The 13,937-nt window shown below is 51.8% G+C and carries 11 protein-coding genes; 4 read left to right on the plus strand and 7 right to left on the minus strand.

The features are described from left to right. Positions 1 to 436 precede the first annotated feature (436 nt). The 5 genes from HY774_23870 to HY774_23890 form a co-directional block, all read right to left on the minus strand. The gene (locus HY774_23870; GenBank protein ID MBI4751530.1) at positions 437 to 961 is read right to left on the minus strand and encodes a phage tail protein; all 525 of its coding nucleotides are present in this window, start codon (positions 959 to 961) and stop codon (positions 437 to 439) included. Between the two features lie 148 nt (positions 962 to 1,109). Beyond that, positions 1,110 to 1,616, minus strand: a complete 507-nt coding sequence (locus HY774_23875; GenBank protein MBI4751531.1) for a phage tail protein — start codon at positions 1,614 to 1,616, stop codon at positions 1,110 to 1,112. 21 nt (positions 1,617 to 1,637) lie between these two features. Continuing rightward, a complete protein-coding gene (locus tag HY774_23880; protein ID MBI4751532.1) occupies positions 1,638 to 2,141 on the minus strand; it encodes a phage tail protein in 504 nt (167 codons plus the stop codon). 208 nt (positions 2,142 to 2,349) lie between these two features. After that, complete coding sequence (locus HY774_23885) at positions 2,350 to 2,808, minus strand: hypothetical protein (protein MBI4751533.1); 459 nt, start codon at positions 2,806 to 2,808, stop codon at positions 2,350 to 2,352. Between the two features lie 713 nt (positions 2,809 to 3,521). Then, a complete protein-coding gene (locus HY774_23890) occupies positions 3,522 to 6,041 on the minus strand; it encodes a hypothetical protein (protein MBI4751534.1) in 2,520 nt (839 codons plus the stop codon). Between the two features lie 177 nt (positions 6,042 to 6,218). On the opposite strand from HY774_23890, the gene HY774_23895 reads away from it, so the two are divergent. Continuing rightward, a complete protein-coding gene (locus tag HY774_23895; GenBank protein MBI4751535.1) occupies positions 6,219 to 6,527 on the plus strand; it encodes a hypothetical protein in 309 nt (102 codons plus the stop codon). A gap of 31 nt (positions 6,528 to 6,558) precedes the next feature. Here HY774_23895 and HY774_23900 read toward each other — a convergent pair whose 3' ends face one another. Then, on the minus strand, positions 6,559 to 10,254 hold the full coding sequence (locus HY774_23900) for an IPT/TIG domain-containing protein (protein ID MBI4751536.1): 3,696 nt from the start codon (positions 10,252 to 10,254) through the stop codon (positions 6,559 to 6,561). A gap of 41 nt (positions 10,255 to 10,295) precedes the next feature. On the opposite strand from HY774_23900, the gene HY774_23905 reads away from it, so the two are divergent. Both HY774_23905 and HY774_23910 read left to right on the plus strand, forming a co-directional pair. After that, positions 10,296 to 10,955 (plus strand): HAD family phosphatase, encoded by a 660-nt coding sequence (locus HY774_23905; GenBank protein ID MBI4751537.1) that lies wholly within the window; start codon positions 10,296 to 10,298, stop codon positions 10,953 to 10,955. A 511-nt stretch (positions 10,956 to 11,466) separates the two neighbouring features. Next, entirely contained in the window at positions 11,467 to 12,378 is a 912-nt protein-coding gene (locus HY774_23910) for a UDP-3-O-acyl-N-acetylglucosamine deacetylase (protein MBI4751538.1), read from the plus strand. 194 nt (positions 12,379 to 12,572) lie between these two features. Here HY774_23910 and HY774_23915 read toward each other — a convergent pair whose 3' ends face one another. Continuing rightward, positions 12,573 to 12,956 carry a LysM peptidoglycan-binding domain-containing protein gene (locus HY774_23915; GenBank protein MBI4751539.1) on the minus strand — a complete coding sequence of 128 codons (384 nt, stop codon included), beginning with the start codon at positions 12,954 to 12,956 and terminating at the stop codon, positions 12,573 to 12,575. Between the two features lie 172 nt (positions 12,957 to 13,128). Between HY774_23915 and cobO the strand changes: the two genes are divergently transcribed. Next, on the plus strand, positions 13,129 to 13,671 hold the full coding sequence (gene cobO / locus HY774_23920; protein MBI4751540.1) for a cob(I)yrinic acid a,c-diamide adenosyltransferase: 543 nt from the start codon (positions 13,129 to 13,131) through the stop codon (positions 13,669 to 13,671). The last annotated feature ends 266 nt before the right edge of the window (positions 13,672 to 13,937 follow it).

Consider the following 13,937-nt stretch of genomic DNA (forward strand, 5'->3'; position numbering starts at 1 on the left):
GAAAACTCAAGTAATGAAGGCTTGGTGTTGATCTGTTCAAAAGTTAAATATCTGATATTAAAGAAAATAGTATTTTTTTTGTTTTTGGTTTGTCAGACGTGCTCAGGTTTGTTTTCCAGGTATTTGTAATAGAGTCTGAAGGGCAGAACGCACAAACACTGATACACTGGAACAAAAGTGCAAATTGGACATTCAAATTTTTTGGCGGCTTGGGTCGCCTGAAGCAGTGGCCTGAGAATGGTAGATTCTGACGTCCTGAGAACAGGAGGCAATATAAGGTTTCAAATCAGGAGGGCATTTCTGCCTCCCCGCTCCTGATATGAACCCGACAATTCTGGAAGGATTTCATCCCAGAATACGATGATTTGGACGGATTGAAAAGGGTTTTCCGGGTGGCCAAATGAAAATCCACTTTTGTATCAGCCGGTTGCTTCCATTACGTTCGTGGCGGAAAGACCCCTTGCATGGCAATGCAGAAATAGAAGGTCAGATACGGTTGCATATTGTTATGGGGTTGATCGCCACCAGCCGGCGCCAGCGCCTCAGGGGCCATCATCCCAAGTGGACCAAAGGGTGGGTTTTGATACGGTGTCGCCCCAATCACGCGGGCAAAGCTTGTGCCCTGTGGGGTTGGGGCATTGGCTGGGCTCCCGGTGGCCATCAGCGCGTGGCTGTGGCCTGGAATTTCACTTTCCAGCAGGCTGACGGTTTCTGATCCACCAGTTTCGCCCAGGTCATGCAGCGAAAGTCCAGGTCCCTGGCCAGGTTGCATTGGTGCTCGCCCCTGAAGGTCAGGGAGCGCAAAGTTTGATTTCCCGTCTCCGCCGTATGTCGTTCCAAGCAAAGAGAAAAGCGCTGTATTTTGACTGATCGGCAGCAACTGGCCATCGCACCAGGCCCAGCCTTTGGGGGGAAAGTTAAAGGGGAAAATCCGAATTTCAGCAACAAATGGGTCTGCCATAAGAAGGGTTCCTCGTGGGTTACGTCAATGAACTGGTGGGTGTCTGAAGCTCTGACACATATGGCAACGTGGTGCCAGTGGTTGAATTTTCAGACCCTTGAGTTCGATTTCATTTCAAGCATGAAGTGCAGCCAGTGACGATTTCGGATCAAGTTGGAGACGGGAAAATCCCATAGAGGGAAATGATAAAATTCACACAGAGATAGGGTTGAAAATTGGTGTGTGGCTGGCTCCCTCCAACCAGGCCGATGGATTGCGGCGCCATGGCCGCGAAACTGCTTGCCGAATCATTATAGACATCCACGGTTGATGCCTGAGCGGGAAGGCTATTGACCGGAGTGGTGTTATTGGCAATGTTGACGGTTGCCAGCAATGGGTGGGAATGGGCCGGAATTTGCTGCACGGTCAGGGTGATTTCTTCGGCGCCGCCGGTTTCAGCCAGGATAAAGCCGTTGCCCTGGTGAAGCGGAAGCCGGCCCCGTAAATCCGGAAGCGCAAACGTACTTTCCCCGTCCCCGCCATAGGTCGTTCCGATCAGTTGGAACAGAGTCTCGTTTTCCGAAATCGGCAAGAGTTGCCCTTCACACAACTGCCAGCCGACAGGGGCAAAATTTCCGGCAAACATGCGAATTTCACCAACATAGGGCTGTGCCATAAGTAGGTCTCCTTATTGTATTTAGGTGGCTGATGGGAAAATTCCCTGGAGGGCAATACAAAAACTCAAAGTGAGGAACGGCTGCATATTCAAATGCGCCTGACTTCCACCCGTGTTGCCAACGGTTTGAGGGGACATGGCGGCCAGGGCCGACAGGGTGGTGGAGTAGGTTGGGTTTGGGGAACCCGCCAGAAGATTGGATTGGGGCACAAACACGTTTCCGGACTGGGTACTGCCACTCAGCACGTGGGTGTGTTCAGGTAGTTCCGCAATGGAGAGGGTGTGGGCCTGTTCGCCACCTCGTTCGCCAAGGGTATGACCGCTGCCAACGTGGATTGGCACCCGTCCGCGCAGGTCTGGGAGGCCAAAATTGACCCGACCATCACCACCAAATGTGGTGCCGAGCAGGGAAAAGAGTGCCTGATTTTGGTTGATAGGCAGCAACTGGCCGTCACACAGTGCCCAGCCTTTGGGAGGAAACACAAAACTCATGATTCTGATTTCAGACAAAAATGGTTCTGCCATACATTTTTTGACCTTTGTGGATGAAATTGAATTCTGGATTGAGTGATAGGTACAGGGAACTGCACCCGGAGTGGTTGCGGAGTGTACCACTATTTCCCAACAAGAACAGCCTGGAAATGTTGGAAAAAAAGAAGAAAAAAACTTGAATGACTGGTGACGCAGGTCAAGGCGTACCACTGAAAACTCAAGATGCAGATGGACTTAACGCTCAGGCGTACCCAGTAATCCGGTTGTAAATCACGTTAAAATATTTGCCTGATGCGTCCTGGCCGCCAGGAACAATAAACATCGGCAGAATTCCCAGGGCATAATGCTTGAATTGATACGTGTTTTGTTTGAGAGAAACGGTGCCTGTTCCTTTGAACCGAAGGGTAAAGGTGGTAAAGGTCATCCTTCCCTCGGAAATTTCATTGACGTGATCTGACTGATCTGTGACTGCAACGAGGGTGAGATTGACCCGATTGATACCACGTCCGGTAACTTCGAACGTGGTGTTGAGATACTGACTGAAAATTTCAGGAGTCAGTTCCAGGTTGGGAGCAACTTCAAAGGAAAATCGTTCACTGGATTGGGCAAGAGCTGCCTGACTGGTTTCAAAACCAGTCAGATACACCCCAAGCGCAGCCCCAGCCGTAACTTGCAGAAACGAGCGACGGGAAAGAGTCATAATTCCACCTCAACTGTGCGAACTCAGTCTCCCAGGTGGTTCCCGATTATCGGGGCAATGAATAAAAATGTGTTTGAAAGCACGAACGGGAAACAAGCAGCGATTGGGAGAGAACAAGTGGCTGCAATCTACCAAAAGAAAGGTGATTCGTCCAGATTCTTTCCAGCGATTATCCGGCAGGGTGTTCAACCCCATAAGCGCCAAGATAAGGAAATTTGAGCGCATTTGGGACAAGGAGATAGGGGGACAAGGGGACAAGGGGACAAGGAGACAAGGGGACATCAAACCAGTTCGTGTGACCCGAACTCACCTCCGATCAGAAGCGGGGAATGAGATCATCCCTGTTTTGTCCCCTTGTTCCCTTGTCCTCTTGTCCTCTTGTCCTCTTGTCCAGATGGGGTTCAACCCACCACTTTTCTGGCCAGGGTTAACCAGAAATAAGTACCTTCTCAAAAGTTTTTTGAGAAATAGAGTTTGGTAAATATTTGATTTTTTTCGTGGTTATGTGTCTTTTGTGGTTCAGGCGTCTTTGGGGTGGATGCTTTTGATAACTCCGGAATTTAAACTAGGTGCTGTGCATAGTTATCTGCCAACCAGTATTGTGCGCTATAAATTTTCAGAAAAATGTTCAGAGCATCGTCTTCAGACGAGAGCGTTTTTCTTGCGTCCCACTCGTCACCTCTCACGCCTGAAGACGTTACTCTGAACCGAAATCAAAACTCTACCCACCGAATCAAAACTGGGACACCGTTTTCGCGGAGTTCGAATTCCAGCAGTCCTCCGGTGTTATCGCGGCTGATTTCAAAGCTGACCGTGGCTTTTTTGGACGTGCTTTTCCCGATGAGCGGAATCATTTTTGCCTGTTCGGTGACGGTGAGAAACGGCGCGGAGTCTTCAACCCGACGGACCAGCAGCTCAACATTCTGTCCGTTTGGCGAGGTGATGTTGTTGATATAGACATCCAGACTTTCTTTTCCAGCCCGGCGCAATTTTTTCAGTGGATCCCCAGGGAAGAGTAACTGATAACTGTTGACGACTTTGAGCTGGGGCACCACTTCGGCTTTCCCAAGTTTTCGCCCATTCTGGTTAAACACCCCAATTGAAAGGGCAGCCAGGATATTGGCTTCATTGCGCCGGGTTAAGACCGGAAGCGTGATTTCAGCGGCGGCACCGGGTTCAAGTGGCTCCAACAACACATCAGATTGTGGGATTTCCACAAAGTAGTCATCAAACTTGACGGAAAATCGGCTGACCGGGCTGGGTTTGGCGCTTGATTGATTGGTGACGCGAAACTTGAGCGATGACGAAATGCCTTCCCGGAAAACGGGTACTTCGGTCAGTTCAATCTTCATCTGGTACTGCGGTGTGAGTTCAAACGAAACTGGCTGCCCGGCGAGCTTGTTTCCGGTGGCGGCGACTTCGATTCTGACTGGGGCCGATGCTGGTTGACCAGTGGTTGAATTCTTCACTGCCAGAGCCGTATCCGCGATGATAATGTCCATCACGTCAGAAATATCGGTCAGGCTATCTGGTTGCAGTGCCTGATTGAGCACGACAAATGGTTGGGGAAGCTGGATGTTTTTTGGATCGGATCGCTGAACCAGAATGGTAATCGTTGAGGCAGAAATCACATCGGTGCTGAAATTGCGCAGTTGAATCCGCAATTTCATCGGTTCGCCCGGTTCAATCAATCCATTGGGAACGCTTTCGATTGCTTCGGCAAACACCAACTGCACCGGATGCTGGACAAATTCATTCATTTCGTCCTCGATTCCACGCTGGGTGGCATCACGGGCAAAGCCTGGATAGCGGGCCTGAAATTCCGTTGCTTTGGCTTCGTTATAAATTTGGGAATAGAGTTGTTCGGTGCGATTGCGATAGCCGTCGGTGCGGCCCTTCATCAGAAATTGCTGATAAAACTGGGGATAGGCAATTCGGTAGGCTTTTTCAATTTCGCCGGTGCGAATGACTTCCACCAGCCGGGCATAGGTCTCATCATAGGCTTTCTGGTAGCTTTCCTGGTATCCGACCCGAGTTCCATCCTCTCGCCCCCGCTGATACTCGGTTTCATACGACCTGACTCGGGCGGCATTACAGCCTTCAACTTCGGCAACTCTGAACGCTTCAAGGTACACCGACCGAAACACATCCGGAAAAACATTCTGAAATCGTTGTTGATATCCTTCGCGATACCCCTGGCGGTAGGCCCGGTTTTCAGCCTGGGTGGCATAGTTGGGGTTTGGGTTGGCATACCGGTAGTCGGGGCTAATCCCGCTTGGATCCTGAGGTGGCGGGCAAAATTCAGGTGAGCTGGCCATGGCTGATGGCGGCAGTTGCACCAGGGCCACTTTGGCAACCGAAGGAGCGTGAACCAGAGAGGCTCGGGTAAACGGACGTGGTGGGTCGGTCAGGGAGTAGGATTCCCGGTAAAACGGCGGGTTGGCCATGCGTTTTTGACGGTACGCATCACGTGCTTTTTGATATTCGATCAAGTCTGCCTGGCGGCGGGCTTCTTCGCGTCCGGCGGCTTTGCCCTCAGACTCGGCCCGAACCAAAATACTCTGGCGGTCAGATTCGGCTTGGCGGCTGCCTTCTTCGGCGCCAAGTTCGTACGCCGCCTGGTAGGCATCCTGTTCAGCCCGTAATTGCCCGGCCTGGGTTCCATCCCGAAGTGCCTGAATCCGAGCGGCGTCTTCGCCGGCTTTCACTCCGGCCAGATATCCTTTCGGACGGCTCTGCTCTTCGCCCTCGCGAAGCCCCCGTTTGTATTCAGCTTCTTTCGCATCGGATTCACAGCGTTGCCCTCCAGCCAAAAACCCACGCTGGTGGCCCGATGCCCGCCCCAAATCACGGCCTCGCTCACGGGCTTCCTGGTCACCACCGGGCTTGCCATCCACAAACCCCTGGCGAAAAGCAGTATCGGTCAGCGCCGGAAGATTGTCTGGCTCCTGTAATCTTCCTGGGGTTGGCCGCTTCTCGTTCTGGCCGTCATCTGATTGGTCTTCAGTATCTTCAGCTCGATCAACCCGATCTGCTTTTCGCTCGCGGACCCGCTGGTGTCGGTCAACTTCAGATAGGGAGGGAAGGTCCTTTGCCTCCTTTTGGCGTTCAGGTTTTGGCTCTTTCCCACGCTGAAAGCTCAAGGCTGTAACCAGTTGAACGGGAAAGAACAAAACCAGCAGCATACTTGATACAACAGTCAAACGGATGAATGTGGGTGGGCGTCGTGGCATATGGATTCTGAACCCCAGGAAATGAAGAATGAAGAAAGTGGTTAGTGGTTAGTGGTTAGTGGTTCTTCTTTGAAAGTATTGATTTCTAAGTACTAAGTACAAGTCCCCATAAATAGGGGATGGAATTTCGGTGATTCCGAATTGGCTTTCGCCCGGATGGGCGCCGGACAATAGCCGGTGGTTTGCCGCTTTGGGCACACCACCGGATCTTTGGCCCACATTGGTTCGCACCCGGATGGGCGCTGGAAGCTGGTTCGGGTCCCGTTTCCCGTGGAATTTTCAGCTCCTCGCTCACCACTCTTGTTCCAGCGCCCATCCGGGCGCGAACCCGTGATGGCGACTCTTTCCGGTGGCCGCGTGTCCAAAGCGACACTTGCCACCGGCTATTGTCCGGCGCCCATCCGGGCGAAAACCAATGTTTCTCCCAGCGGGTGGTTGAATTTCATCCCCTGTTTATGGGGACTTGTACCAAGCACTGACCACTAACCACTAACCACTTTCTTTATTTTTTATTCAATTATCGAATCGTGATAACCAGCTCAACCGTGCGGATGCGACCGCTGGCATCACGACCGCTAAAGACAAGTGTTTGCTGGCTTTGCGGCGCGTTGTTTTTAATCTTGACGGTAAAGCTCACGCTGGAACCACTCGTGGTTTGGGAAGCTGGTTTAAATTTGAACCCGGCGAGGGCCGGCGCGGTCACGGTAATCTGATCAGTCAGGCCATTGGTCCGGGCAATCGCCATTGTCACCGTGATTTTCCCGCCACGGGCCGGTGTTGGATTGGACGCGGTTGCGGTCAGTGAAAAATCTGGTCCTTCGACAACAAAAGCACTCTCTGAGGAAGCGCCTCCGGTCGGAGTGATCACCGAAATTGCCCCAGTTGTCGCCCCAGTCGGAACCGTGGCTCTGAGTTGGGTATCTGAAAGAACCTGAAAGGCGCTTGCTGCCACATTTCCAAACCTGACGCCACCTGTATTTGACAGGTTCATTCCATTGATTGTCACTTGAGTGCCGACTGGCCCTCTTTGTGGTTCGAACCCCAAAATCTTTGGGATTTTGACAATCACGGTAAATGCTTCCTGGCTTGTCGCTGTGCCATTGGCTGTCGTGACGACAATCGGACCTGAGTCAGCACCAATCGGAACTGTTGCCTGAAGTTGAGTACTGGACAGGACTTCAAACGGGGCAGATGTCCGGCCAAACTGAACATCTGTGGTTCCGGTGAACTGCGTGCCATTGATGGTGACCACGGTCCCTGACTCTCCGCTGGTTGGGCTGAAACTGGTAATCGTCGGAGGTGCGAAAGTAACTGTGAATGATCCGGCACTCACGGCTGTTCCTTTCGGCGTGGTTACACGTAGCTGACCGCCCGGAGTTCCAGAAGGTACGACTGCCGTCAGTTGATTGGCTGAAGCGACAGAAAAACTGGTGGCAGGGACGTCGCCAAACCGAACCTGAGTGGCACCAGTAAAATTGCTACCACTGACGGTGACCGTGGTTCCAACCGGGCCGGAAGCTGGGAAAAAGCCGGCAATGGCCGGGGTTGGGTCTGGTTGGGCCGCCAGTGAAACCTTCCAGGCACCGCGTCCGTGGGTAAAAGCCACCAGGTTTCCATTGTCCTGACACAGGGTTTGGACCACGGTGTTGGCAAATCCGGTGTTTTCAACCAGCCAGGTGCGACCACTGTCAAGCGTTGTAAAAACCCCGAGGTCGGTGCCGACAAACACTCTGGCGCTATTTCCTGGGTCAACCAGTACCGAATGCACCGGGAGATCCGGCAATCTCCCGCTTCCAACGCCATCAAACGGCATCCAGCTCGCCCCGGCATCGGTGCTTTGCCAGATGTGGTTTCCACCAAAGGTCGAATAAGTCGCATACACCACAGATGGGTTTTTCGGATCAAAAGCCAGCGACGACACAAACCCTTCGCGTGGCTGAACAGCGGGCCACACTGTTTCGCGATTGGAACTCAACGCGGCTGTCGTTCGGTGGATAAATCCATCGGCGCGACCAGCCAGCACGATGTTCGAATCCTGAGGAGAAATCGCAATCGCGCTCACGCTTGAAAAACTGTCTCCTTCATAGAGCGGGGCGCTGCCAAAATCCCAGAAAACCATGGCGTTGTCACATTGCCACATGCGTTGTCCACCGGTCCAAAACCGCTTTGGATCTTTCGGATCCATGGCAAACGGAGTGATGAATAAAAATCTGCGGTCAGCCAGTCCAAATGATCCGATTTCGAAGGTTCGTCCACCGTCATTGGTGACATAAAAGCTGCCGTTTGGTGTCGAAACATACTGGGTCAGCAAATTGACTGGGTCAATCGCCACATAGCCGCCATCACCGCCAAACACACGTCCCCAGTTGATTCCGGTTGAATCGCCGCCGCGAACGGTGCCGTTGTCCTGGGTGCCGCCAAAATAAAAGCGGGCATTTTGATAGGCTGTTCCATGGTAAAACTGGGTAACAGAATAGCCATTATTGAGCGAACGCCAAAACACACCGCCATTTTCAGTGCTACAGGGAGCCTGATCGCCTTGAGCAGATGGGCCACGGGCATTGTCGGTTCGTTCAATCCCACCATCACTGGTCACAAACATGGTTTGATTGCGCACCCCGTCATATTGCGGATGAAACACAATGTCGTGATGGTCGGCATGCGAATAGCGTGGTGACTCAGGTGATGCCCACCAGTGACTGATCAGCCCCCAGTTGGCGCCGCCGTCGTCTGATCGGAACAGGTCAATGCCACCGGCAAACACGATGTCCGGGTTGAGCGGGTCAACCGCGATGACATTGTCCCACCAGCCTTGATTGAAAAAGGTGGTGGGGCCGCTAAAAATCCGGCACTCGTTTAAAAAGGCAAAAATGGTATTTGAGAGCAACACGGTGTTCAGCCGGGTTGGGTCGGTATTGCGCACGCGGGCTGACCAGGAACCGGTGTCGCCGTTTGAAGTTGACCGAAACACCGCGTGAAGCCCATGGGTGTAATTAAAATCAAACCGGCTCTCGATGCTGGCTGACATGGCATAGACGGTACTTTGATCCGAGGGAGCAATTGCTAAAGACGTCCGGCCCATTCCGGTTTCATTGAGCACGGTTTCCCAGTTTCCATTCCCTGCTGCATCTTTGTTGCGCAGGATTGCCGCCTGGGCAAAGGTGCCAATCGTGGCAAACAGGAAGTCAGTCGGCTGGTCAGTTCGAATTGCCAGATCCATCGCTCCGCCGCGCACATCGGTGGCATGGACCTGCTGCCACGAGGCGCCGCCGTCGGTTGTACGCCAGATGCCGGTTCGGGTGGCGGCATAGACCCGGTTGGGGTTGGTCGGGCTGACGACCAGATCATTGACATACTCGAAATTTGAGTTGTTGATCGTGTCGGGCAGATGTTGCCAGGTGGCGCCGCCATCCGTAGAGCGAAAGATTCCATTGCCAGATGCACCACTTCCGCCACGAGTCACGTCAAGTGACAGAAACCCTTCGCCTGTTCCGGCATAAATCACAAACTGATCAAGGGTTGGACCGGGCACCACCGCCAGCGCACACACCGCCAGATTCGCCAGGGCATCGGTGAGTGGTTTCCAGGAGCCGCCTCCATCCGTAGATCGCCAGACGCCCCCGCTCACGCCCCCAGTAAACAGAATGGATGGATCCGTCGGATTGACAAACAGTTTCCGGGTGCGTCCCCCAATATTCCCCGGTCCAAGTTCGGTCCAGGCGCCGAGTGACTGGCGTTGGGTGTCGGAGAGCCGTGTTTGCCGGAGCTGCTGACGCGACGGAAGTTGTTTTCCAAGTGCCGTTGAAACCTGGGGCATGGTTTCCATCTGTTCCAGCGCCTGAATGTAGCGTTGCATCGGAAGGGGCTCACCTGGGCTGATGGTTCGTTTGCGGTAGTCCCACTGAAGTGCTTCTCCTGGCTGGTCAAACCGCATCCGCTTTTGCTTGTCAGCCAGGCGTTTGGCCAAAACCGGATCCACCGGTTTTGGGTTGGTTTTGACCGTGCCGATTGGGGATTTTCGACCCGATTGGTGCAAAGTAGGTTTGCCAGAGTTGGAATGTCCAGCATAGGATTGCGGCGCACGGCGTTGCGCCAGCACTGGAAATTCGCCTGCGACACCTGCCAGCAAGACACACCAGAGCCCGATTCCTAAAAAAACAACTGGTATCTGGTGGCCAGACACCGGAAATCCGCGTGAACCTGAAACGTGCATAAAGTATTCATCCAAATAGCGAAAGAGGATCAAAAACGCTCATGAGCCGAGCTGTGATATTTGATTTTGATGGAGTGATTGTAAACAGCGAGCCCATTCACTTTCAGGGGCTCAATCGGGCGTTAGCACCCGAAGGAATTGATGTTTCTTGGGAACAATACCAGGAAAGGTATTTGGCTTTCGATGATAAAACCTGCTTTTCGGCTGTCTTCCAGGATTGGGGATGTGAACTTTCTTTGAGTAAGCGAACTGAATTGATTGAACGCAAGGCAGAGATTGTCCATCAGTTAATGGAAGGAAGGGAATCGCTTTTTCCAGGCGTGATGGAATTGATTCCTCGCCTGGCGACGATTGTTCCCCTGGCCGTGAATTCAGGTGCTTTGCGAGCCGAAATTGAACTGGTTCTGACTGGAACTGGTCTCCGGCATCATTTCACCACGATTGTCAGTAGCGAAGATATAACTCGCTGTAAACCGGATCCAGAAGGGTATCTGCTGGCCTTGCAACGTCTTAATGAGTTTCTCAACCCTCATCCGTGGCTCCAGCCAAAAGATTGCTGGGTGATTGAAGACTCGGTTCAGGGGGTTGAATCTGCCATCCGGGCCGGAATGAAATGCCTGGCGGTGACCAATTCCTACCCGGCAGAGGCGCTCAGTCGTGCCACCCATATCGTTTCAACCCTGGAAGGCTGGCAGCCTTGAATGAAGAATGAAGATGGTGAAAAAAAGGACATAAAGGACATAAAGGACATAAAGGACCAGGTAGAAGTCGGTTGTGTGGGAGTGACGCGGGTGGTACTGACAAACCCTCTATTCCCAACACCAACCTGGTCGGCACTGGTCTTTCGGCAACGTGATGATAATTTGGGCGAAATTTAGGCAATTCTTCATTCTCAATTCTTCATTCTGTTGACTTCCTGCCACACCAAATGCCCACGTTTGTGGCAGAACCACAACACCTCTCGGTCAGCGATTTTTGGGATTTTTGAGAAGTACCTGTATTTGTGGAATTTGCAAAATTTTGATGTGGGTTCAAAATTTGGTATGCAATATGCAGAGGCTTTCAACGGTTTGTATTTTCAATCCAATCACAATCAAAAGGAACGAGCGAAAGGATCCATCCAGAGATTTTGCCAGGGAAACGTCTTCCCAAGTTTTTTCAACCAAGCCCCACCGCGTAAGAAAAAACCTGGCTCCAGCTCGTGAGGAATCAATGAGACCACAAACGACGCTTGCTCGCGCCGTCCATACCACCGGGATTGGTTTACATACCGGTACTCCTGTTGAACTGACCATTTTTCCAGCCCCCCCCGATACCGGGTATGTTTTTCGCCGGGCTGACCTCAACGGCTTTGAACTCTCCGCCACGCCCCATCACGTTGCCCACGTCAGTTATGCCACCACCCTGATGCGCAAAGGGGTGATGGTCTCCACCGTCGAACATCTCCTTTCCGCATTGCACGGATGCCAGGTTGACAATGCGATTATTGAACTTAACAGTTTTGAAGTTCCGATTTTGGATGGCAGTGCGTTGCCGTTTGTCGAACTCATCGAAGCGGCCTCAGTCGTTGAACTCCCCGCCATTGGACAAACACTGCGGATTTTGCGCTCAGTTGAAATCATTGACGGTGCCCGCCGAATTGCCATTCATCCGTATCAAGGGTTCCGGATTGAGAGCACCATTGATTTTCCCCACCCCGTGATTGGTCGTCAGACCAGTGCCCTTGACCTCACCCCCGAAAATTACCGTCGCGAAATAGCCCCGGCCCGAACCTTTGGGTTCATCCACGAAGCCGAAGCCCTCAGAAAAAGCGGGCTTGTGCGTGGTGCTTCGCTTGAAAATGCGGTGGTGCTCGACAAGGAAAAAGTCCTGAACCCAGAGCCGTTGCGGTTTAGCGATGAATTTGGGCGACACAAAGTCCTTGATATCGTTGGAGATCTGGCTTTGTTAGGGATGCCGATTGAAGGACGAATCGTGGCTGAGCGTTCTGGTCATGGGCTTCATTCGGCCCTGATGGCCAAACTGATTCGCGAAACAGACGCCTGGGAAGTCACTGAAGCCGATGTTGACCTGCCAGCCATTCTGGCCGCGAATGGCTTTTTCCGTGAAGCGGTGCGTGCCTGAGTGAATACAAAGCGAGTAGCGAGTAGCGAGTAGTCAGACATTCTGCGTCAAAGTGTTTAAAATAGGCATAGAAAAAGGCAGGGAGTTAAAAAACCCTCTGCCTTTCTATTTTTACTTCAATCACTTTCACAAAGTGGTTTGACTACTCGCCACTCGCTACTCGCTTTTTCTGCACTACTCGCTAGTTCACTCCCTCAGTGCTTGGGAATCGTCAATTTTTGTCCAACCTGGATCTTATTTGGATCATTGAGGATATGGCGATTGGCTTCAAAAATCTGCTGGTAGGAGAGCTTGTTTCCGGTCACTTTTTTGGCAATGCCAGAGAGCGTATCGCCTGATTTGACTGTGTATTCACCAAAAATGTCATCGCGGGCAACCGACCAGTCAAACACCAGGTCACCGTGATTCAGGTTGGGATCAATTTCTTTGATTGCGTCCCAGAGCTGGTTGGCCGCATATTGATGCGGAGCATTGGCCTTGAGAACCAGTTTGCCGCCGTCTTCAGTCGCGCTCAGCGGGTCGCATCCAAGTTGTTGGGCCAGATTGTACACACTGCTGTATTTGTCGGTGAGTGACATATGTCAAAAAGCTCCTTAAATAGGTGTGATTTTGAAAAGGGAAGTGGTAAAAGATCCACCTTGATCAAACGGGGCCAACTCTAGCTGGTTCTCGATTTGAGATCAACCTGTCATACTTCACAAAATACCAAAGCGGTGTCAGGCCACCGCACTCCAAACAATAGTAGATCTTATGAACACCAAACGAACTCCGCTGGTGATGATTAACACCGGCAATGGAAAAGGCAAAACCACGGCGGCGCTTGGGCTTTTGATGCGTGCCGCTGGACGCAACTTCAAGACCATCATGCTGCAATTCATTAAAACGACTGAAGATCCACGCTTTGGCGTCTATGGCGAAATTTTGAGTGCTCAGAAACTGGGAATTGAAATTTTATCACTTGGCGATGGCTTCACCTGGGACACCAAAAACCCTGACCAGGATAAACAAACCGCCCGCAAAGCCTGGGAAGTCTGTGTCGAAAAAATCAATTCCGGGGTCTATGACATCGTGGCGCTGGATGAAATTACCTACGCGTTTCACTTTGGCTGGCTCACGACAGAAGAGGTCATTGACGTCCTCAAAAACCGTCCGGCAAATCTGCATGTTGTCTTGACTGGGCGCAACGCCCCACCAGAACTGATTGAATTTGCTGATCTGGTGACCGAAATGACGGAAATCAAACATCCGTTTACTGAAAAGAAAGTCGTGGCTCAGTTGGGGATTGAGTTTTAGTCAGTAGTCAGTAGTCAGTAGTCAGTAGTCAGTAGTCAATAGTCAGTAGTCAAAACCCAGATCGTTGAATCCGTAAAATTCTTGAAAAGGATTGTTCTTAAATGACTCAACTAAGTGAGTTAGCAAAAGTTATTTGAAAAATAGCGAATGAGAGTTAAGCTCGACGGATGAGAAAAGCGAGGAGTCCATCAGAACTGGGGTTGAGTCGGCACGATGAGCGACGACTCAAAAAAATATCTTTCTGTCACAAATCCTGTGATGGACAA

This window comes from Acidobacteriota bacterium (assembly GCA_016208495.1).
GTDB lineage: Bacteria > Acidobacteriota > Blastocatellia > Chloracidobacteriales > Chloracidobacteriaceae > JACQXX01.